This is a genomic window from Flavobacterium cutihirudinis (assembly GCF_003385895.1).
Classification (GTDB): domain Bacteria; phylum Bacteroidota; class Bacteroidia; order Flavobacteriales; family Flavobacteriaceae; genus Flavobacterium; species Flavobacterium cutihirudinis.
This window is the reverse complement of record NZ_QRDQ01000009.1, coordinates 716,347-738,817: the sequence shown is the minus strand read 5'-3', so window position 1 is coordinate 738,817 and position 22,471 is coordinate 716,347. Positions and strand designations below refer to the sequence as shown.

The following is a 22,471-nucleotide window of genomic DNA, read 5'->3' as shown; positions in this document are numbered from 1 at the left end:
CTCTTATGAAAAAATATATCAATATAAAGACCTTAGTTTTGTTTGCGACACTAGGTTTGGCAACTACTTCCTGCAGCGAAGATTTCTTAGATCGCCCATCTGAAGATAGTTACAGCAGTACCGAGTTTTATAATACTGATGAGCAAGTAACACGAACTACTTATGGTATGTATGGTGCAATGTGGGCTCCTTATTACACAAAAAATTTCTACGCATTGGCGGAATTATCATCAGGAAATTGCTTGGCATATGCAGATGGTCCAGAGCTGATTCAGTTTAAACTAACTTCAGACAGCCCAATTTTATTGGATCCATGGAGAGCTTGTTTTGCAATTGTAGCGCAATCAAATAATTTGATTAACAATATCGAAAAAGATGCTACTCAGGATGTGAGTCGTGCTGTAATTAAAAACACGGTTGCTGAAGCGCATTTCTTTAGAGCGATAGCTTACTTTTATTTAGTTCGTTTGTACGGAACGGTGCCTATTATTGAAGATAATTTTACTTTGGCAAAAGAGCCGTTGGTAAATACAAATAGAATTGAGGATATCTATACATTCATTGAAAACGATTTGAAATTTGCGGCTGCAAATCTAAAATCAAAAATCAGATCAAGAACTCCAGGTAGAGAGAATGTTTTTGTTACTCAAGGTTCTGCGGAAGCATTTTTGGCCAAAGTGTATTTATATGAGAAAAAATATGCTGAGTCTAAAGCAATGGCAGAAAAAGTGATTAATTCAGGAGAGTTTGATTTGATGCCAAATTTTGCAGATTTGTTTTTAACAAGCAAAAATAACAATGAAGAGTCTATTTATTCTTGGCAGTGGTCTGGTGAAATAAATAGTTATGGTGGAGGAAATTTCTCTAATATTCAATATGGTTTGGATATTTTGAATGATAATGCTTCGTACGGTGCTACTTATGTTCCGAGTAATGATGTTCAGGATGCTTTTGAAATTGGCGATTTAAGAAGAAAAGAATCTTTTATGGTTTATGGCGATTCTTATCCTAATATGAAAGCTAAAGGAGAAGTTGGTTTTGTGCTGGATAAAGATAAATATGGCGATGTATTAGCTAACACTGGTGCAGCGGTTAAGAAATATGTTGTGGGTCAGGCTACTGGAGAAACAGGGCCGGCAGATCAATGGGGAGGTATGAACAACTGTAATTATATTATGCGTTATGCTGATCTTTTATTAATTCATGCTGAGGCAACTATGGCCGGAGCTGAAGAAACTACTAATGCTGCAGCAAAAGAATCGTTTAATAAAGTAAGACGTAGAGCAGGTCTTGGAGTTTTAGGAACAAATGTGCCTTTAACAAAAACAGCTTTATTTCATGAGCGTAGAGTTGAATTTGCTTTCGAAGGTGAATATTGGTTCGATTTAGGAAGACTTCCACGTCAGGAAGCGATCAGTATTATTTCTCAGCAAGACAGAGGTTTTGATTCTCAAGGAGTAATGCATTATACACCGACACCGGCTGATTTTACTTATCCAAAACCAGACATCGAAGTTAGAAAAAATCCAAAATTGAAAGAGGCTCCGGTTGCTTACAGTTTTAAATAATTTTTTAAAAGTAAATTACTATGAAAAATATAAAAAATAGAATGTTATTGAAGTTGTATTTAGTGGCTTCAATTTCAATTTTGCTGTTCAGTACTTCTTGCTCAAATGATTCGTCAGATTCTTCTGGAAAGCTTGAAGTTACCGGAATTAGTAAATCGGTTGTTGATGATCCTTTGGTTGATGGCGATAGAGAGGTGGATGTTCCTACAGATATTATAAACGCAGGAAATTACTATATCATCAGAGGTTCTGGTTTTGCTACATTAAAATCTATTTCGTTCAATGGATTAGAGTCTTATTTCAATCCGACATTCGTAACAGATAATGCTATTGTTGTTTTAGTGGATGAAAAAACACCATACTACAACGAAATGGACGAAATGAAGATTGTTACTAATATTGGTACTTTGAGCTATAAAGTAGCTATCAGACCTCCAAGTCCTAATATTAAAGGATTCCCGATTAACCCTAACGCTGGCGATATTATTACCATTACGGGAGAATATTTTTTACGTCCTGTAGTGAATTTTGGAACTACAGTAGTTGAGCCTATTGAGGCATCTTTGACTGAAATAAAAGTAAAAGTTCCGGATGATTATAAATATAAATATTTATCAATAACGAATGTTTCAGGAACAACTGTTGCGAGTCAGGCGTTTGGTAGTGCAATTTATGATGATGCCTTTACAAATATCTGGGGCTGGAATGAATTCTGGGATGGTACAAATAGTTTTGACTTTGCGTATGCTAAAGATGCAAGTCAAGGATCTAAATGTATCGAGTGGAAATCTGGAGAGTGGGACGGTTGGAATATTGCAATAGCTTTCTGGAATTTTACAGATACTGATAAATTCAAGGCAGTAAGATTTTCTGTTAAAGGTGAGAAAGCAGGAAAAGTAAAATTCTTCGTTAATGGCGATGCTGATAATAATTTCAAAGTAGTAGAATTTAAAACAGATACTTGGACTTATATAGAAATTCCATTTAGTGATTTAGGTAATCCAACTACGTTGAGTAAAGTAGGATGGCAAGAATTTGGAGGTTTTGGCGGAAACAATATCTTACTTGATGATATTGGATTGGTATTAAAATAATTGTGACGGATTTAAAAAATAAATTTCGATCATTATGTTGAGTTTATTGATCATAATCCATAATTAAAAACTAAAAGAGAATTTATGAAAAATATATATAATAAAGTAAAGCATATTGCAGTATGCGTCTTTTTGATTGCTGCGGCTTCTTCTTGCGATAATGATATTCAGGATATTGGAGGAGCGCAACAAAATTACAACACAGTATATGGAATGCTTAAAGCAAATAGTAATTTAAGCACGTATGTAAAAGCAATAGAATTAACAGGTCTTCAATCGACATTAGATACACAGGATGATTATACTTATTTTGTTCCTAGTGACGCAACTTTTGATGCGTATTTGGTTGCAAATGGCTATGTTAATGATATTGGATATCCGGATGTGAATTTGGTTCCTGTAGAATATTTGAAACAACTTGTTTTAAGTCATGTTGTTAAAGGTGTTAAAAAAAGAGTTGCTAAGCTTGAAGGTGTCGAAGCAGATTATTTAGAAACGGGAGAGTATTCTACTATGGCAAATGCATTAAACCCTGATTTGTATTTATTGGGTATTAATGTAACCAACGGTGTTTTGAAGGTAAACGGATCTGATAAACCAGCATCAGGATTAGATTATTATGGAACAAATGGTTTTATTAATGTTTTAGATAATGTAATTGAGTTAACTCCGCCGGCTCCAGTAATTACAAGCCTTTCGCAAGTATTGGCTTCTCCTGGAGATGTACTTACAATTATAGGTCAGAATTTTGTAAAAGTTAAAACCGTAAAATTCGGATCTACTGAAGCTGCATTTACAGTAGAATCTAAAACTGAACTAAAAGTAACTGTTCCGGCTGATTTTGATTCGTATGCTCTTATTGTTGTAGAGACTGAATTTGGAGTTTCTGCTCCAAGTGGTATAGGTCTTAAATATTTATTATACGAAGACTCTCTGAAAGGCTGGGGCTGGGGCTGGGGAGGAGACATCACTTGGCAAAGCACCGAAAAGGTTAGTAGAGGAACATATGCAATCAAGAAAGTTGCAGAAGCTTGGAGTGGACTTTTCATGCACTCTGATTTACTTCTAAATGCTGCAGATTATCAATTTGTTAAAATGTCTATTTTCCCTACTGAAAGCACTAAAATTATGGTTACTATTAATAGTGATACTGCAGATTCTAGCAAAGGTACCACGGTTACATTAGTGGCAGGACAATGGAATAATATTTCAATTCCTATTTCAGCTTTACATCCTGAGCTTTTACCTGAAGGAAAATTTGATAGTGTGTTTATTCAGGAATTTTCAGGAGGAACAATTACTCCGGGTAGTGTTCTTTATATAGACGACTTAGGGTTTTTATAAAAGATAAATATGTTGTGAGTTAGTTGGAGATATTCCCTAGTTGAGAAATTAGGGAATATCTTTTTTTAAATAAATAAAAAAAAATGAAAAAAATAATTTTAGGGTTTCTTCTTGGTATTTCGAGTTTTTCTTTCGGTCAGGGAAATACACATAATCAAACCGGTGGAAAATATGAAGGTCTCGCCATGACGCCTCCAATGGGTTGGAATTCATGGAATACTTTTGCAACTAATATTGATGAAAAACTGGTAAAAGAAACTGCAGATATTATGGTTTCTTCGGGTTTAGCAGCTGCAGGTTATAATTATATTGTATTGGATGACGGATGGATGACGCACGAACGTGACGCAAATGGTGACTTGGTACCTGATCCGAAAAAATTTCCAAACGGCATGAAAGCATTAATTGATTATGTGCATAGCAAAGGCTTGAAATTCGGATTGTATAATTGTGCAGGAACTCAAACTTGTGCCGGATATCCGGGAACACGTGGATATGAATATCAGGATGCTCGTTTTTATGCTAAATTAGGAATTGATTTTTTAAAATATGATTGGTGTAATACAAAAGGAATAACAGCACCTGAAGCTTATACAACAATGAGTAATGCACTTAAAACTGCTGGCAGACCAATTGTATTTAGTCTTTGCGAGTGGGGCGATAATCAGCCTTGGGAATGGGGAAAGCCTGTTGGGAATCTTTGGCGAATTTCCGGCGATATTTATCCTTGTTTTGATTGCGAATTCAAACATCCGGAAAACTGGTCGTCATGGGGATTTATGAAAATTGCTGAAATGAGAAAAGATATCCGCAAATATTCCGGACCAGATCATTGGAATGATTTTGATATGATGGAAGTTGGAAATGAGATGAATGATACTGAAGACAAAGCGCATTTTGCAATGTGGTGCATGCTGTCTTCTCCATTATTTTCCGGAAACGATTATAGAAAAATGTCAAAAGAGACACTGGCTATTTTAACCAATAAAAATTTAATTGCTGTCAATCAGGATAAATTAGGAATTCAGGGTTTTAAATACGCTGCAGAAGATGGACTGGAAGTTTGGGTAAAACCACTTTCTGATGGAAATTGGGCAATTACTTTTTTAAACAGAAGTGATGTTTCTAAAAAGGTTAATTTTGATTTTAAGAAGAATAAAATCAAAGATGCCGATTTTGGCTTTGAAGCCGATTTCAGTAAAACAGATTATAAAATTAAAGATCTGTGGAAAAATAAAGAAATTGGAACGACAAAAAAGAGTTTTGTTTCAGAACTTGCTTCCCACGATGTTATAACCCTTAGATTAACTCCTTAAATTTTATTTATGAAATCAAAAACTATATTTTTTATTATTGCTTTCTTGTTTGTCTTTTCTGTTTCTAGAGCTCAGTTTGTTAAAAAGCACGGTCAATTAAGTGTTCAGGGAACACAATTAGTCGATAAGAATAATGATCCTGTTGTTTTACGCGGAATGAGTTTTGGCTGGCACAGTATGTGGCCAAGATTTTATAATGAAAAAGCAGTTAGTTGGTTAAAGAAGGATTTTAATTGTAATGTAGTTCGTGCTGCAATGGGAATAGAATTGGGGGAGTATTCGTATTTGAAAGACCCGCAATTTTCAAAAGAAAAAATCGAGGCTGTTGTTGATGGTGCTATAAAATCAGATATTTATGTGATTATCGATTGGCACAGTCATAATGTGAATTTGAAAGAAGCGAAAGCTTTTTTTGCCGAAATTTCAAAGAAGTACGGAAAGTATCCTAATATAATATATGAGGTATTTAACGAACCGGATTATGAATCGTGGTGGGAAGTTAAAACCTATTCTGAAGAAATTATCAGAGTAATTAGAGAAAATGATCCTAATAATATTATTTTGGTAGGATGCCCACATTGGGATCAGGATATTGATTTGCCTGCTGCCGAGCCTATTGTGGGATATAATAATATAATGTATACGATGCATTTTTATGCAGCAACGCATGGCAAGGAACTCCGAGATAGAACAGATGCGGCTATAAAAAGTGGTCTGCCGGTTTTTATATCTGAATCAGCTGGCATGGAAGCTTCAGGAGACGGACCTTTAAATGTAAAAGCATGGCAAGAATATATTGACTGGATGGAAGCCAATAAGTTAAGCTGGATTACCTGGTCGGTTTCTGATAAAGATGAAACTTGTTCTATTCTAAAGAAAACAGCCAAGTCTGAAGGTAAATGGAAAGATGAAGACTTAAAAGAATCTGGTTTAAAGGTTCGTGAGTTCTTAAAGAAGTATAATAGTAAAGAGTAAAAGTTTGTTTTTTTTGTGTGTGAAACCTGTTCTATTGAACAGGTTTTTTTGTTTATAAACACTTTGTATGGTAGTGTTATTTTGTAGGAATTTTGCGAGCGAAGAAAATTCTTTCTTGTTGCTTATGGGTTTGTTTTTGTTTTATGGGTTTTTTATTTGTTTTTTAAATCACCCCTAATTTTTATAGGGGTGTAAAATATTTTATGTGTTTTTATGGTGAATTTTTAGAATTTTTATGTGGTATTTTGTCTTGTAATGTCTTTTTTTAAGATGTTTGAGGTAAAATTGCTTTGTTGATTTTTCAAAAACGAAACCTAATAAATGTCAAATAATGATTATTGGAAGTTTAATTTTTGTAATCCGTAATTCTTCGTTTAAAACATCAAAAAAGTGGTTTTCGATTGTTCTTCTCATGCAAAAGTTAATAAATTCGCTAAAGAAAATGAGGAGGTTTTAGAGGGGGATTATAGGTTTAAAAGTGCTATTTACTATTTTTTTAAGATATATAAAGATTAACTAACCAGAATCAATTAATAACCAAAAACCAAGTAAAACATGAAAAAAGTATTACACATTTTAGCCGCGATGTTAACGAGTTCTTTTGCCTTTGCCCAAGAAGATAGTGAAACTCCAGTTTCACCAGCTACAACCTGGGGCGGGTCAGCAGATGCTTATTATAAATATGACTTTTCTAAACAAATGAATGGATTAACGAGCTTTACCAACTCTCAGGATTCATTTGAATTAGGAATGGCTTCGGTTGAAGCAGGTCATACTTTCGGGAAAGCATCTGTCTTCGTAGACTTAGGATTCGGGAAAAGAGCAGGCGAATTCTCCTATAATGAAACAACGGATAAAGATATAAATGCTAAATTTTTAATTAAACAATTATTTTTTACTTACCAGATTACTGATAAATTTAAAGTAGTAGCGGGTAGTTTTGGGACCCATATCGGATACGAAGTATTGGATGCTGTAGACAATAAAAACTACAGTATGTCTTATGCTTTTTCTTATGGGCCATTTTTCAATACAGGGGTGAAAGCGCAATATACATCAGGAAAGTTTACCGCTATGTTTGGTATAACTAATCCAACCGATTTTAAATCAGCAATGGATGCTGGTTCAAGTCAAAAAACATATATCGGTCAAGTGGGATATATTGGAGATACAGGAAGTGCTTATCTGAATTTTACTTCAGGAAGTAGTAACCCGGCGTCAGAAGATAACAAAACACAGATTGATTTTGTAGCGTCAAAAACATTAAGCGATTCATTTGCTTTAGGATTTAATGCTACTTACGCAAAAACTAAAAATGACTTAGACAGTGCTTTAGATGGAGATTGGTTTTCATTAGTAGGTTATGCAAATTATTCTTTCAGTCCATCTTTATTGCTGGCTTACAGAATGGAATATTTTGATGCCAAAGATGCAGCGCCAGCAAGTTTAGGGAATTTAACAGGATCAAACGTTTTTGCAAATACAGTTTCTCTAAATTACAAAGTTGGAAAACTAACCATAATTCCGGAGTTAAGATACGATGCCGCTTCAGAAGACATCTTTTTAGATAAAGATGCTGCACCAACTGGAGGATCTATCTTTGCCTTGATTGCTACAACATACTCTTTTTAGAGATAAAGATTGATATTTTTTTTTTTTTTTGGAGCTGTCGAAACATATTAATGTTTTGGCAGCTTTTTTATTTCTATGAAATTTGAAGTTTTAAGTTTGATGTTTCATGTTACTCTAGATAAAAAAAGTAACATTGTATTTTGTTTTGTTTTGTTTTGTTTTGTTTTGTTTTGGAAATTGTCCGGAGAGGCGCACTGCAGTGCGTCTAATCCTAAACCGGAAATTATTTGCTCTTGGTTATTATAAAAGATATTTTCGTGACGCTTCAAGTTGTTCCAGATGTGAAATTTGGAATTGCAGTTTGTTTTGTTCTAAAATTATCTCTAGAGGTGCACTGCATTTGGTCTACTATTTAATTGCAAATTTTAATTTTAGATTCGCCCTTGTGTGATTATAAAATAAGTTTTCCCGACAATAAAAAAGCGCATTTCTTACTTTGTAGAAATGCGCTTTTTTTTGTTGCTTAAAGGATGTTTTACTGAATTTGCTTTTTGTAAATTGAGTAAATAGTATCTATTGTTTTTCTGTCTAACGTCGGAGTTGTATCAGTTTGAATATAATGCAGTTTAAATGCCATTATCGCAGCTGAAAGATTTTTTGTGTTATATCCGATAATTCTTAAAGCAGGCTCAATTTTAAAATCGAAAGGAGCTTCTTCCAGAACTTCATCTGGCCAGATTCCAAAACCTTTTTCAGCTAAGGTTTTCCAAGGAAATAAAGCGCTCGGATCTTGTTTTCTTCCCGGAGCTATATCAGAATGACCTAGTATATTTTGAGTTGGAATATTATAATCTTTTTTCAACTTTGTTAAAAGTGCAACCAGACTGCTTATCTGCGTTTCTGTAAAAGGTTTGAAACCATTGTTATCCAACTCGATACCTATTGAACTGGAATTGATATCTGTATTTTTTCCCCAAGTCGAAGCTCCTGCATGCCACGCTCTCAAATAGTCATTAAGCATCTGAACTACTTTTCCGTTTTCAGAAATAACATAATGGGCGCTAACCTGTGTTTTGGTTTTGGTAAACGTGTTTATCGTTTGTTTAAGTGAATCCTGTGCAGTATGGTGAATGATGATAAAGCTTGGTTTTCTTAAATTGAAATTTACTGTTCCAATCCATTCCGTATTGATTCCATTTACCAATAAAGTAGATCCTGTTTTAGATAAAGTATCTTTTACGATGCCTAGTTGTTGTGCATATGTAGTGTCGATAACGACAGGATTAATACCGGGTATAGTTTGTGGCTCTTTGCTTGTAATTTGATTCTCTAAATTTTTAAGCTGCTGATCGTATACTTTTTCAGTTGTTTTATACGGATTTGTAGAGCAAGAAGTAATAATAATTGCTAAAATCAAATAGCTGAGAATTTTTTTTGCCATGGTCATTTACATTTGAAAGATGAAGTTGAAATGCTTATTCTTCAAGTTTTATAGTGTTTTCTTCTCCTTTTGTCTCTTTATTATCTTTAGAATCTTTTTTCTTTTTTGATTTTGGCTTTTTAATTTCTTTAAAGTTGGCCATGAAATTATTATACTTTTCTATCTGATCAGGATTTAGAAAAGCAGTTATTTTTTTAGTTGTACTTTCTCTTAAAGCGGTCAATTGCTCCAATTTTTGATCCTGACTACTACTTTCGTTTTTTAAAAGCACTCCTTGTTCTTTCATGCTATCAGCCAAAACATTTGTAATTGCGATGGCTTGTAATTCGTCCAGATTTACTTCTGGCTTCATTTGTTCAACAATTTTAGCTGCTGTTTCTTCTGCTGGAATTTCTTTTGGTTTGCTGGTATTGCCTTGAGGGCCACTCATCATACTTCTGTCCATACCCATTCCGCCGCCTCTGCCGTAACCGCTTCCATAGCCACCGCCACCATAACCATTATTATAGCCTCCATATTGTGCTGAAGCAGAACTGAAACAGAATAAAGTGAATACTAGAAAAAATAAGGTATGTGTAGGTTTCATAAAAGTGAGTTATCTAAATAATTGACAATTGTTTATGTAAATTTAAGCAGGTTCTCCGTATAAATCAAATTCTGTTGCTTCTATTATTTTTATATTAACAAATTCACCGGTTTTTACATAATGTTTAGAAGCATCAATCAAAACTTCATTGTCAACATCAGGACTGTCAAACTCAGTTCTGCCTACAAAATGCGCACCTTCTTTTCTATCAATAATACATCTAAAAACTTGTCCAACTTTTTCTTGGTTCAAATCCCATGAAATTTGCGATTGCAATTCCATTATTTCATTTGCTCTGGCTTGTTTTACATCATCTGGAACATTATCTTCAAGCAAATAAGCATGTGTGTTTTCTTCATGAGAATAAGCAAAACATCCCATTCTGTCAAATTTCATTTCCTGAACAAAATCTTTCAAAATTTCAAAATCTTCTTGTGTTTCACCAGGATATCCAACAATTAAAGTAGTTCTGATTGCCATTCCTGGAACAGCAGCACGGAAATCTTTTAATAATTGAGTCGTTTTCGCCTGAGTTGTTCCTCTGCGCATTGATTTTAAGATAGAATCTGAAATATGCTGCAATGGAATATCAATATAATTACAGATTTTAGGCTCACGTTTCATTAATTCTAAAACATCCATCGGGAAACCAGTTGGATATGCATAGTGCAAACGAATCCATTCAATTCCTTCAACTGCTGCTAAAGCTTCTAATAATTCAGCAAGATTTCTCTTTTTATATAGGTCTAAACCATAATAAGTCAAATCCTGAGCAATTAGTATTAATTCTTTAACGCCGTTTTTTGCTAAACCTTGCGCTTCTTTAACTAATTTTTCAATTGGTTGCGAAACGTGAGAGCCTCGCATTAACGGAATTGCACAAAAACTACAAGGTCTGTCGCATCCTTCAGCAATTTTAAGATAGGCATAATTTTTAGGAGTTGTAGTTAATCTTTCTCCTAATAATTCATGTTTATAGTCAGCTCCTAAAGCTTTTAAAAGTTGAGGTAATTCTGTTGTGCCAAAATATTGATCAACATTCGGAATCTCTTTTTCTAAATCTGGTCTGTAACGTTCAGACAAACATCCTGTTACAAAAACTTTATCAACTAATCCTTTGTCTTTTTTATCAGCATATTCCAAAATCATGTTTACTGATTCCGCTTTTGCGTTATCAATAAAGCCACAAGTGTTTATTACGATAATGTTTCCTTCATCTTTTGTAGCCTCATGAGTCACTTCTTTACCATTGGCACGAAGTTGTCCCATAAGCACTTCACTATCATATACATTTTTCGAACACCCAAGAGTGATTACGTTAATTTTGTTCTTTTTTAAAGACTTGGTTCTCATACTTTTATAAATTGGAGTGCAAAATTACACTTTTTTATTCAAACACCACTCGTTTCGTATTCATTTAGGTGTTTTTTATGAAGTGAATCCTGCTATCAACTGTATCTTTTATGGTGAACCCCACCATAAAAGGATGCCGTTTCCATCAGGGCTAAAAAAAAATCCGCCAGTTAGAACCTGACGGAAATTTCAATTTATTAATTGCGTTTAGTTTTTTATCAATGTTTTTGAAAAAGTAGTATTGTCTATTTTTAAAATAAAGATTCCGGATTGTAGATCAGTTGTGTTGATTTCTATCAGATTGGTGGATTTTTGTTGTTTAACGATATTTATTTTTTTTCCAAAAAAATCATAAATTGCAATGTCATTTATATTTACGGCTCCTTCAATGTTAAAGTAATTTGTAATTGGATTTGGATACAAGCTAATGTTGTTGTTTATTTTTAAAGATTCTTGGTTTGTTTTGTTTTCGATATTTTGCGCATCTAAATTTTCTTTTATAATAGTCGTGTCAGATAAGTTGTTAGTTGATATAAAGGGATTAGTTTTGAAATCGTTGTTTGTAGTGGATTTTGATGTTCTAGTGGGGGTAGTGCCATCATTTCTTGTTGGGCCAGTGCTGGTATTGGGTATTGAGTATGTAATGCTCACCGTGTTGCTTATGCTTATCACGTTGCCATTTTGTTTTATTAATCGCCGATATGCTTCAGTTTCATTCCCTCTTCCAGTAGAAGGTTGTATATAAGAAGGAGGGAAATTTTTATCGTTTGCAAAAGGCATTTCTGCCCAATTTTGAATAATATTACTAGGGTCACTACATGATTGCCATCTATAAGTGAAGTTATTTAAGTTCGGAGTATTGCCTGCTATTTCCTCCTTTCCGCTACTAGATGATGTTATAATTTGGTTGCAGCAAATTGTGTTTTGAAATGATTGATCATTAATAATTATGAAAATATTATTGCTAAAATCATATTGTCCGCCTTCGTAAAAAGCTATTCTACGATAAGAAGTGTTTTCATAAATAGCTTTATTTGGAGAATATCCTGCAGAAGTTGCTCCTGGAATATCGGTCCAGTTAGTACTTCTGGTTTTTATTTGCCATTTAAAAATAGTTAGATATATATTCGCGCTAGAACTGCCAGAACTGGCAGATCCACGTCGGCCAGGAAGATTGTCTGAGTTTCTATAAAACGGTGTGTAATAGGAAAAAGGTTTTGGGATCTCTCCTGAAGCTATTATTTGATCATTTCCTATTAAGTTGCTAAAAATTTGTTTGCTTTGATTGTTGGGTGGAGGTGGCATAGTTGTATGTCCTCCTCCTGTTATGTTTATGACTTGAGATTTGTATACTTTTTTGTCATTTGTTTTGTATTCTGCGTAAAGGGTCCCTCCATTGCTTAAAAAGTCATTTTTGAATAACTTTATAGAGGTGAAAAATGTATTATTTATATAATTTGTTTTTGGATAGTTATTAACAAATGTTATAGATTGAATTGCTATTTGAGTTGGAGTATCATCAGTATTTGTCTTATAGTATAAAAACAAATTTCCGAAAGTGGTATTTGTGGATCCATCTGTTGTTTCCATTTTTATGTCAATAGATATATTTACACTAAGGTTGCTATTAAATGCAATTGTATTGTTGCTAACTAAATTGTTGTCAACTTTTAAGTTATTACTTGTAATTGTAACTTGTGAATATAACGTGTAGTTAAATAAAAAAATAAAAAAAAAGTAAATAAAGTAATTTTTAATAAGCATCATAATTTTGTAGTTTAAAGTTATTTAGCTAATTTATACAAAAAAAACTTACAAAAATAGGTTATCGTGTGTTTTATATAGTTAATTACTTATAAAAAAAATCCGTAAGGTAAAACCAAACGGAAATCTTCATTCATCTATTTAATTTCTAATTACAATTCAAATAATAATGTCATGGTCACATTGTTCAGTTTTGATTGGATGTTAGCTCCATCGGTAAATCCGGTTGCAAAAAATCCCTGATTTGATTTTCTTTCTAAATAAGAATAAGCTAAATCAATCTTAGTTCCTCCAAAACTATATCCTAAACCGGCAGAATAGCTGTTTAAATCTCCAATTGTAGTTTTGTTTTTATAAGGACTGCCTTCATAGCGATATCCTCCGCGAAGACTTAAGCGTTCAATTTTGTATTCTGCACCAACTCGTAATTCTCCGTTAGATGTTAATTGATTGCTCATGTCAGTATTTAATCCTTTGAACCCTGGGTTGTTTGTTGGTTTGTATTTTGTGTTTCCATAATTTTTAATAGAATAATCAACACTGATCAAACCGGATTTTCCGAATACATATGCGCCGCTGAAAGTAAATTTATCTGGTGTTTGCAAAGTATAAGATTCGTAAACATTTATGACATTTGGATTTGCATTGTTGTTAAATGATTCTTTATTTGTTTCAGTTGTCGTGAATAAACTTTGCGAAAGCTCGTCATATAAGTTATACCATGTATTAGATTCGTATGCGATACCAAGTCTAAAACTCTCAGTAACTTTGCCAATTGCTCCAAGTTGAAAAGAAAAACCATTTCCATAAGTGTAAAGTTCGTTGTTAAAACGTACGTTAGATACTGTTTCATAAGTTTGTAATGGGTTTTTATTCTCTTCGTAAAAGCTTGATGTCCTTCTGTAATCAGTTATATGTGCATTTAAGTTGGCTCCAAAGTAAAATCGGTCTTTGTAGGAAGTAGCAATATTGAAACTTATCTTGCTGTTGTAGCCTCTTGTGTAAATTTCGTTTTCTTGGTAATAATTTTTGCCGTCAGGTGCATTATTTGTGGAATATGTACTGTTTGCGTTGTTTGGGTCATCAATGTTTATTAAGTAAGCCTGGTATCCTAGTAAAGCTTGCTGTGCTGAAAATCCGGACAAATTAGGGTATTGACTGTTGGGTAAAGTAGATCCTAAATATTGATACAAGTCAGTTAGTGTTTCATTGTTGGCTAAGTTTACCAATTCATGAGGAACTGGTGATCCTCCATTGCTGTAATTTGCATAGTCTAAAAAATATCCATCAATTGAATTTCGTGGATTTATACCTGCTGAAAAAACCTCGTTATTAAAGTTGTTTGTGTTTTCGTAAGTTGCTCCAATGGCAATTTTTTTCCAATTATTATTTGGGTTATGGTCGTTAAAAACAAAAACAGCACCTGCTTGATTTAAAAGAAAAGAATTTTCTTTATCTGAAGTTTGTGTGCCAAAATAATTGGAATTGTTTTTAATATTTTGATTGCTAAATGTTATACCCGCCTGATTATTTGTGAATATAGCTGATCCCGCAGGGTTTACTGTTAAAGAAGATAGGTCGCCTCCAAGTGCTCCAAATGCGCCACTCATAGCTCTAAATCTGGCAGTTCCCGTAATGTTGTCTTGTGCATAACGCATAGCATCAGATACTTCCTGAGAAAATGAGACGCTAACAGTTAGTCCTGTTATAAAAAGGAAGAATATTTTTTTCATTTTGGTAAGTTTTTAATAATTAACGATTTGTAGAAAAAGGTTTATCTTCTTCCACCGCCGCCACCTCCGTAGGATCTTCCGCCGCCACCTCCGCCGCCAGATGATCTCATGCTGCCTCCGCCACTGTTCATTGAACGAGATGGGCTAGGAGAGTATGATCTTGTTGAGTTACTATTGGTGTTATTGTAACTTCTGTTTGTAGTTGCACTGCTGCTTGATCTTCTGTTAGAGTAATCATAACTGCTTGCTTGTCCCTGAGTAGTACTTCTTCTGTTAGTGAAAGTTGGGCTAGAGTAAGTTCTTCCGTTTACGGAAGCGCTTCTTCTGTAATCTGAATAATCAGTGCTACGTCTGTTGGTGTAACTTCTGTTGGTAGTGTAGCTGTTGTCTCTTCCGGAGTAAGTTCTTCCTGAATAGTTTCTTGAGCTGTAGTTTCTTCCGTCATAAGAAGAGCTTCTTGTAGCATATCCTCTAGAGCCGTAGTAAGCAGCTGAACCTCTTCTTCCGTAGTTATAGGAGTAGTTTCCGTAATATCCAGGGTATCCCCATCCTGGATAACCCCAACCTGGGTAGCCCCATCCAGGGTATCCCCAACCTGGATAACCCCATCCATAGTATGGATATCCCCATCCGTAATAAGGATAACCCCATCCGAATCCGAATCCAAATGACCATGTTGGGTCAGAATAATAGTTTATAGAAACTTCAGAGCTGCTGCTTCCCCATGCAGGATAGGCAGTTGATGCAGTCTGAGTGCTGTCGCTTTCTGAATAATTACCATAATTGTCAACGTCTGTAAAAATTTCAGTTGGCTGGTTATCGTCCTGAAGTGATTTGAAATAGTCTTTGTATTGATTGTTTGTGCCTGCTGCTGTAGTTTGTTGCGTATACGTACTGGCAGAGCCTCCATAAACCCCATCGTTGTCGTGATAAGATGAATTTTGGTAAGAACCACACGACGTTAGTAGAAAACTCAGTAATCCAATTGCGTAAAAATGACGTGAGTTTTGGCGGAGAGATGTAGAAGTTTTCATATCTGTGGTGTTTTTTATTGTTGCACATTACAAAAATAGTTAGTTTTGTCAAACTATTTAGTTAAAATTATTAAAACAAAATTTGTGCCAAACTATTCAATATGAGTAAGAACCTCACTACAAGATCAGAAGATTATTCGAAATGGTATAACGAACTGGTTGTTAAGGCAGATTTAGCCGAAAACTCAGGAGTTAGAGGATGTATGGTTATTAAACCTTACGGATATGCTATTTGGGAAAAAATGCAGGCGGAGTTAGACAGAATGTTTAAAGAGACAGGACATCAGAATGCTTACTTTCCGTTATTCGTGCCAAAGAGCATGTTTGAAGCAGAAGAGAAAAATGCAGAAGGATTTGCAAAAGAATGTGCTGTTGTAACACATTACAGATTAAAGAATGATGAGGATCGTCCCGGAAAATTAATGGTTGATCCGAATGCAAAATTAGAGGAAGAACTTATTGTTCGTCCAACCAGTGAAGCTATTATTTGGTCTACATATAAAGGATGGGTACAGTCTTATAGAGATTTGCCTTTGCTTATTAATCAATGGGCGAACGTAGTGCGTTGGGAAATGCGTACGCGTTTGTTTTTAAGAACAGCTGAATTTTTATGGCAGGAGGGGCATACAGCTCACGCAACAAAAGCAGAAGCTATTGAGGAGTCAGAAAAAATGATGAATGTGTATGCTGAGTTTGCAGAGAACTTTATGGCTATTCCGGTAGTGAAGGGTTTTAAAACCGAAACTGAGCGTTTTGCCGGTGCAGATGAAACGTATTGTATTGAAGCTTTGATGCAGGATGGAAAAGCGTTGCAAGCAGGAACTTCTCACTTTTTAGGTCAAAATTTTGCTAAAGCGTTTGATGTGAAGTTTGCTAATGCAGAAGGAAAACAAGAACATGTTTGGGGAACATCATGGGGAGTTTCTACTCGTTTGATGGGAGCGCTTATTATGACGCATTCAGATGATCAGGGATTGGTTCTGCCTCCAAATTTGGCACCAATTCAGGTTGTTATTGTTCCGATTCATAAAACGGATGAGCAATTGGCAGAAATTACTGCTGCAGTGAATGAATTGACAGCGAAATTGAGAAAGCTGAAAATTTCAGTTAAATACGATGACAGAACAACTCAAAAACCAGGATTCAAATTTGCTGAATGGGAATTAAAAGGAGTTCCTGTTAGAATTGCTGTTGGTCCAAAAGATTTAGAAAACGGAACTTTTGAGGTAGCAAGACGTGATAATTTGACAAAAGAGGTTGTTGCGAGTGAAAAAATTGTTGAGTACATAAATGATCTTTTAGAACAGATTCAGAAGGATTTATTTGACCGTGCATTAAATTATAGAAATACTCATATTACGGAAGTGAATAGTTTTGAGGAGTTTAAAGAAGTTTTAGAAGGTAAAGGTGGATTCTTGTCTGCACACTGGGATGGAACCGCTGCAACTGAAGAGAAAATAAAAGATTTGACAAAAGCTACCATTCGTTGTATTCCTTTGGATGCTAAAGAAGAAGCTGGAACCTGTGTATTTACTGGGAATCCGTCTTCTAAAAGAGTGCTTTTTGCTAAGGCGTATTAAAAAAAAAATATTTTTTTTGCATCAACTATTGTGCAACTAAAAAATAGATGTATCTTTGCATCCGCATTAGAGAAACACGGTCCGTTCGTCTATCGGTTAGGACGCCAGGTTTTCATCCTGGTAAGGGGGGTTCGATTCCCCCACGGACTACTTTTTTTTCTGCAATTTTTAAGTTATTTAACTTGATGTAATGGTCCGTTCGTCTATCGGTTAGGACGCCAGGTTTTCATCCTGGTAAGGGGGGTTCGATTCCCCCACGGACTACAATTTCAATTTTATTTAAATTGAAGAAAACTTAGAAGAAATTGGTCTGTTCGTCTAGGGGTTAGGACTCCAGGCTTTCGTCCTGGTAACAGGGGTTCGATTCCCTTACAGACTACAAAATTAGTTGTAAATAAGTTTTGTAAAATAAGAATTGGTGTCTCGGTTTTTATTTTATTAGTTAAAACCAAAGTGATTGTTTTGCAATTGTGGGAGGTTTTTCTTTTTTAACTAGTATTTATAATTATTATTACATCTAAAATTAAAAGAAAATGGCAAATCATAAGTCAGCATTAAAAAGAATCAGAAGTAACGAAAAAAGAAGAGTTCTTAACAGATACCAGCACAAAACTACTCGTAACGCTATTAAAGCATTAAGAATAGCTACTGATAAAGCTGATGCTACTGCAAAATTATCAACTGTAATTTCTATGATTGATAAATTAGCTAAAAAGAACATCATTCATGATAATAAAGCTTCTAACTTGAAGTCTAAATTAACTAAACATGTTGCTAAATTGTAATTAAAACAATTTAAAAGATATATAAAAAAGTCCTCTTTTGAGGACTTTTTTTGTTTTAACCAAATTGAGGGAATTCTTAAAATGAGAAATTTCAAATTCCTAAAAATCTGGTTTGATTTGTAAATAATAAAAAATCCAAATTCCACTTTCTGTAAAGTTGGAATTTGGATTTTAGTATTTGGGGTCTAAAACGATTATAAATCAATTTTCTTTTTAAGATACTCAAGCATTGGTAGTGTAATTGGTTTAGAAAGAAAATCAATTATAATAGGGTATTTTTTAGCTTTTGCGAGATCGTCAGGGTCAATTGTAGAAGATAATACAATGACGTTGGCTGAATTGAATTCGGAATACGCAGAAGAAGTGAAATGATCCAGAAATTCCCAGCCTCCCATGACAGGCATGTTTAAATCAAGAAAAATTAGTTCTGGTTTTTTGCTTACTTTATTTTTGTTGTTGGTGTATTTTAAAGTGTTGAAATGATGCAGAGCTTCCTCGCCATTTTGAGCCGTAATAATTTCATTGGAAAATTCTGATTTTGAAATTACTTTTTTGCAAAGCATTAACGTAATTGGATCGTCGTCAATGCATAGAATCTGCTCAAGCATAGTGTGTTAATTTTTAAATGTTATTGTAAATGTAGTTCCTTTGTTGACTTCGCTTTCAATGCTAATTGTTCCTCCCATAGTTTCAACCTGCGATTTAACAAGGTATAAACCTAATCCTTTGCTGTCAGGATAATTGTGAAATCTTTGGTATAGACCGAAGACTTTATCGCGATTTCTTTCCAGATCAATCCCTATTCCATTATCTTTAAAGGTTAGTATCGCATTATTTCCAACCTGTTCTGCTGTAATTGATATTTTTAATTTTCTGTTTTCGGACTTGTATTTAATCGAGTTTGTAAGCAGATTTAGTAATATGCTTTCGATATAAGCTTTGTTTGTGTTTAATAATGGAACTTTGTCAAACTTAAGTTTAATGATTGGTTTGTGCAATTCAATTTGAAAAGATAATTGGCTGAAAACATTTTCAAAGACTTCTTTAAGAGAAACCTCTTCTTTTTGCATCGAAGGATTGTCTTTGATAATGATTACTTTTACTAAATCATTAATAGTTTCATTTAATAGATGTGTCGATTTGGTAAATCCAGTAAGGATTTCTTCGAGTTCAGGGTTTTCAACAGGAATGTCTTCAATGAGATTTAAGAGTCCAATTAAATTGGATAAAGGAGCTCTTAAGTTATGTGAGGTAATGTAGGAAAACTGTTTAAGGTCTTTGTTGTTTTGTGTCAGTTCTCGAATTAAATGCTCTTTTTCGGTTTCTAGTTTCTTTTCTTCGGTAATGTCTCTTTGTATGGAAATCCAATGCGAAATTGTATTTTCATTATTGAAAATCGGAATCATTGAAAATCGAACCCAATATTCTTCTTTTTTCTTGGTATAACTGATGGTTTCAATCAAGCATTCTTCCTCATTCTTGATTGCTCGCAATAATTTTTTTAATTCTTCTGAGTCTGATTTTGGACCTTTAAATATGTTTGGTGATTTTCCTATTATTTCATGGGATAAATAACCTGACATTTGTGAGAAAGCTGGGTTTACATAGACAATTTTTGGAATTTTTCGATCAACTGAATTGGCTTCAGTAATTAAAATGGAGTCTTTCGATTGTGTAATTACGGTTTCTAATAATTTCAATCGTTGTTCTTCTTCTTTTTGTTTAGTGATATCCTGGATGGCCCCAATCATTCTGATAGCTCGACCATTTTCGTCTTTTAATAAAAAACCTCTGTCTAAAACATATTTGTAACTTCCGTCTGCACATCTAAAACGGTATTGATCCTGCCATTTTTCCGTTTTCTGCTCAATAAAAGAGTATAATTTGATGGACATTCTAATGCTGTCTTCCGGGTGAATTTTGTCAAACCACCATTTAGAAGTCTTTCCAACATCGTTTGGATTGTACCCAAAGATGCCTTCAATTCCTTTATTCCAATTTATATTGTCTTCCTGAATTTTCCAGTCCCAAATAGTGTCGCTCGTTGCTTTTGCTACTATATCATATTTCTCATTAGACTCTTTAATTTCTTCATTGGTTTCTTTTAATTTTTTAAAAATAGAAACATTTCTTTCTTGATTTTTTGAAACTATATACATGAAAAATGCGGCAGTAGTTAAAATAAAAAAAATGTCTTTGAGGAAAAAAAGATCGAAGTATTTAACATCCGAAAAATAAGTGGTAAGTATTTTATGACAGACTATTGCCATAAACAATGATACTAGAATATAAACTAGAGTAATTTGGAGAGTTTTACTTTTCATTACTCCAAATATAGTTAAATTAACTATAACTCAACAATAAGTAAAGTTCATTTTGAGGGGTGTAATTTGTTGTTTTGTATTAACTAATTGATTGTATATACGCAAACTATGTTAGAAACGTTTTTTATTAAAAAATAAAGTGTACCTTTGCGCCCATTAAAAATCACAGATGGAATCTATTAGAAACATTGCAATTATTGCCCACGTCGATCACGGTAAAACCACTTTGGTTGATAAAATTATGTATCACTGTCAATTATTTCGTGAAAACGAAAACACAGGTGATTTAATTCTTGATAATAACGATTTAGAGCGCGAGAGAGGTATTACTATTACTTCTAAAAACGTATCAGTTCAATATAAAGGAACAAAAATCAATATTATTGACACTCCAGGCCACGCGGATTTTGGAGGTGAAGTTGAACGTGTATTAAACATGGCCGATGGTGTATGTTTGTTAGTAGATGCTTTTGAAGGGCCAATGCCACAAACGCGTTTCGTACTACAAAAAGCTATTGATTTAGGTTTAAAACCATGTGTAGTTATCAATAAAGTTGATAAAGAAAACTGTACTCCTGAAGAAGTTCACGAAAAAGTTTTTGACTTAATGTTTGAATTAGGTGCTACTGAAGAACAATTGGATTTCCCAACTGTTTACGGTTCTGCTAAAAACAACTGGATGTCTGATGATTGGAAAAATCAAACAGAAAATATTGAACCATTATTAGACATGGTTATTGCTAATGTTCCAGCTCCTAAAGTTTCTGAAGGAACTCCTCAAATGTTGATTACATCTTTAGATTTCTCTTCTTTTACAGGTCGTATCGCTATTGGTCGTCTTGAAAGAGGTATCTTGAAAGAAGGATCTCCAATTTCTTTGGTAAAAAGAGATGGTAAAGTAATCAAATCAAGAATTAAAGAATTACATACTTTCGAAGGTTTAGGCCGTAGAAAAGTAGAAGAAGTTGTTGCTGGAGATATTTGTGCTGTAGTAGGTATTGAAGGATTTGAAATTGGTGATACAATCGCAGATTTCGAAAATCCGGAAGCTTTACAAACTATTGCTATCGATGAGCCAACAATGTCTATGTTGTTCACAATTAACGATTCACCTTTCTTTGGTAAAGAAGGTAAATTTGTTACTTCTCGTCATATCCGTGAAAGATTGACAAAAGAGCTTGAGAAAAACTTAGCAATGAAAGTTGGAGAAACTGATTCTGCTGATAAATTCATGGTTTTTGGACGTGGTGTACTTCACTTATCTGTTCTTATTGAAACAATGAGAAGAGAAGGTTATGAGCTTCAAATTGGTCAGCCACAAGTTATCATCAAAGAAGTTGATGGTGTTAAATGTGAGCCAATTGAGGAATTAACTATCGACTTACCAGAAAACCTTTCAGGTAGAGCGGTTGAATTCGTTACTATCCGTAAAGGAGAAATGCTTTCTATGGAAGGTAAAGGTGAGCGTATGATTATTAAATTCAACATTCCATCTCGTGGAATTATTGGTTTAAGAAATCAATTGCTTACTGCTACTGCTGGTGAGGCTATCATGGCACACCGTTTCATCGGGTACGAACCATACAAAGGAGAAATTCCTGGACGTAACAACGGTTCGTTAATCTCTATGGAAAACGGAAAAGCAATTCCTTACTCTATCGATAAATTACAAGATCGTGGTAAATTCTTCGTTGATCCTAACGAGGATATCTATGAAGGTCAGGTTATTGGAGAAAATACTCGTAGCGACGATATGACTGTTAACGTTACTAAAACGAAAAAACTTTCTAACGTACGTTCTTCTGGAGCTGATGATAAAGCTAGAATTATTCCAGCTATCAAATTTTCTTTAGAAGAAGCTTTAGAGTACATCCAAAAAGATGAGTATGTTGAAGTTACTCCAAAATCTCTTCGTTTAAGAAAGATTTACTTAAGTGAAACTGATAGAAAAAGATATAAAATCTAATTAGTTTTAACTTTCAATATAAAAATCCCAAATTCC

The 22,471-nt window shown here is 34.1% G+C and carries 17 protein-coding genes and 3 tRNA genes; 12 read left to right on the top strand and 8 right to left on the bottom strand.

Annotated features, from left to right (window positions below):
- Nucleotides 1–5 precede the first annotated feature (5 nt).
- The 6 genes from BD847_RS13995 to BD847_RS13970 all read left to right on the top strand — a co-directional run bounded on the left by BD847_RS13995 (nucleotide 6) and on the right by BD847_RS13970 (nucleotide 7,929).
- On the top strand, nucleotides 6–1,568 hold the full coding sequence (locus BD847_RS13995; protein WP_115888879.1) for a RagB/SusD family nutrient uptake outer membrane protein: 1,563 nt from the start codon (nucleotides 6–8) through the stop codon (nucleotides 1,566–1,568).
- A gap of 20 nt (nucleotides 1,569–1,588) precedes the next feature.
- Nucleotides 1,589–2,662, top strand: a complete 1,074-nt coding sequence (locus tag BD847_RS13990) for an IPT/TIG domain-containing protein (protein ID WP_115888878.1) — start codon at nucleotides 1,589–1,591, stop codon at nucleotides 2,660–2,662.
- Nucleotides 2,663–2,746: 84 nt separating this feature from the next.
- A complete protein-coding gene (locus BD847_RS13985) occupies nucleotides 2,747–4,006 on the top strand; it encodes a fasciclin domain-containing protein (protein ID WP_115888877.1) in 1,260 nt (419 codons plus the stop codon).
- 83 nt (nucleotides 4,007–4,089) lie between these two features.
- The gene (locus BD847_RS13980; RefSeq protein ID WP_115888876.1) at nucleotides 4,090–5,322 is read left to right on the top strand and encodes a glycoside hydrolase family 27 protein; all 1,233 of its coding nucleotides are present in this window, start codon (nucleotides 4,090–4,092) and stop codon (nucleotides 5,320–5,322) included.
- A gap of 9 nt (nucleotides 5,323–5,331) precedes the next feature.
- The gene (locus BD847_RS13975; protein WP_115888875.1) at nucleotides 5,332–6,297 is read left to right on the top strand and encodes a glycoside hydrolase family 5 protein; all 966 of its coding nucleotides are present in this window, start codon (nucleotides 5,332–5,334) and stop codon (nucleotides 6,295–6,297) included.
- A gap of 555 nt (nucleotides 6,298–6,852) precedes the next feature.
- On the top strand, nucleotides 6,853–7,929 hold the full coding sequence (locus BD847_RS13970) for an outer membrane beta-barrel protein (RefSeq protein ID WP_115888874.1): 1,077 nt from the start codon (nucleotides 6,853–6,855) through the stop codon (nucleotides 7,927–7,929).
- A gap of 475 nt (nucleotides 7,930–8,404) precedes the next feature.
- On the opposite strand, the gene BD847_RS13965 is transcribed toward BD847_RS13970, so the two are convergent.
- The 6 genes from BD847_RS13965 to BD847_RS13940 all read right to left on the bottom strand — a co-directional run bounded on the left by BD847_RS13965 (nucleotide 8,405) and on the right by BD847_RS13940 (nucleotide 15,780).
- Entirely contained in the window at nucleotides 8,405–9,310 is a 906-nt protein-coding gene (locus BD847_RS13965; RefSeq protein ID WP_115889028.1) for an N-acetylmuramoyl-L-alanine amidase, read from the bottom strand.
- 34 nt (nucleotides 9,311–9,344) lie between these two features.
- Nucleotides 9,345–9,896 carry a hypothetical protein gene (locus tag BD847_RS13960; protein WP_115888873.1) on the bottom strand — a complete coding sequence of 184 codons (552 nt, stop codon included), beginning with the start codon at nucleotides 9,894–9,896 and terminating at the stop codon, nucleotides 9,345–9,347.
- A 42-nt stretch (nucleotides 9,897–9,938) separates the two neighbouring features.
- Nucleotides 9,939–11,249, bottom strand: a complete 1,311-nt coding sequence (rimO, locus tag BD847_RS13955; RefSeq protein WP_053473847.1) for a 30S ribosomal protein S12 methylthiotransferase RimO — start codon at nucleotides 11,247–11,249, stop codon at nucleotides 9,939–9,941.
- Between the two features lie 207 nt (nucleotides 11,250–11,456).
- Nucleotides 11,457–12,839, bottom strand: coding sequence for a T9SS type A sorting domain-containing protein (locus BD847_RS13950; RefSeq protein ID WP_147298516.1), 1,383 nt, complete (start codon nucleotides 12,837–12,839; stop codon nucleotides 11,457–11,459).
- Nucleotides 12,840–13,165: 326 nt separating this feature from the next.
- A complete protein-coding gene (locus BD847_RS13945; protein WP_115888871.1) occupies nucleotides 13,166–14,746 on the bottom strand; it encodes an OmpP1/FadL family transporter in 1,581 nt (526 codons plus the stop codon).
- A 41-nt stretch (nucleotides 14,747–14,787) separates the two neighbouring features.
- Complete coding sequence (locus BD847_RS13940; protein WP_115888870.1) at nucleotides 14,788–15,780, bottom strand: hypothetical protein; 993 nt, start codon at nucleotides 15,778–15,780, stop codon at nucleotides 14,788–14,790.
- Nucleotides 15,781–15,881: 101 nt separating this feature from the next.
- Here BD847_RS13940 and proS point away from each other — a divergent pair, with 101 nt between their 5' ends.
- The 5 genes from proS to rpsT all read left to right on the top strand — a co-directional run bounded on the left by proS (nucleotide 15,882) and on the right by rpsT (nucleotide 18,145).
- Nucleotides 15,882–17,360, top strand: coding sequence for a proline--tRNA ligase (proS, locus tag BD847_RS13935; protein ID WP_115888869.1), 1,479 nt, complete (start codon nucleotides 15,882–15,884; stop codon nucleotides 17,358–17,360).
- A 78-nt stretch (nucleotides 17,361–17,438) separates the two neighbouring features.
- Nucleotides 17,439–17,510 (top strand) — tRNA-Glu (locus BD847_RS13930).
- A 42-nt stretch (nucleotides 17,511–17,552) separates the two neighbouring features.
- A tRNA-Glu gene (locus BD847_RS13925) sits at nucleotides 17,553–17,624 on the top strand.
- 43 nt (nucleotides 17,625–17,667) lie between these two features.
- Nucleotides 17,668–17,739 (top strand) — tRNA-Glu (locus tag BD847_RS13920).
- Between the two features lie 154 nt (nucleotides 17,740–17,893).
- Nucleotides 17,894–18,145: a 30S ribosomal protein S20 gene (gene rpsT / locus BD847_RS13915; protein ID WP_068844538.1), complete on the top strand. Its 252-nt coding sequence runs from the start codon at nucleotides 17,894–17,896 to the stop codon at nucleotides 18,143–18,145.
- 194 nt (nucleotides 18,146–18,339) lie between these two features.
- Here rpsT and BD847_RS13910 read toward each other — a convergent pair whose 3' ends face one another.
- Both BD847_RS13910 and BD847_RS13905 read right to left on the bottom strand, forming a co-directional pair.
- Nucleotides 18,340–18,753: a response regulator gene (locus BD847_RS13910; RefSeq protein ID WP_115888868.1), complete on the bottom strand. Its 414-nt coding sequence runs from the start codon at nucleotides 18,751–18,753 to the stop codon at nucleotides 18,340–18,342.
- Nucleotides 18,754–18,759: 6 nt separating this feature from the next.
- Nucleotides 18,760–20,304: a PAS domain-containing sensor histidine kinase gene (locus BD847_RS13905; RefSeq protein WP_244201605.1), complete on the bottom strand. Its 1,545-nt coding sequence runs from the start codon at nucleotides 20,302–20,304 to the stop codon at nucleotides 18,760–18,762.
- 334 nt (nucleotides 20,305–20,638) lie between these two features.
- Here BD847_RS13905 and typA point away from each other — a divergent pair, with 334 nt between their 5' ends.
- Nucleotides 20,639–22,435 carry a translational GTPase TypA gene (gene typA, locus BD847_RS13900; protein WP_115888866.1) on the top strand — a complete coding sequence of 599 codons (1,797 nt, stop codon included), beginning with the start codon at nucleotides 20,639–20,641 and terminating at the stop codon, nucleotides 22,433–22,435.
- Nucleotides 22,436–22,471 lie beyond the last annotated feature (36 nt).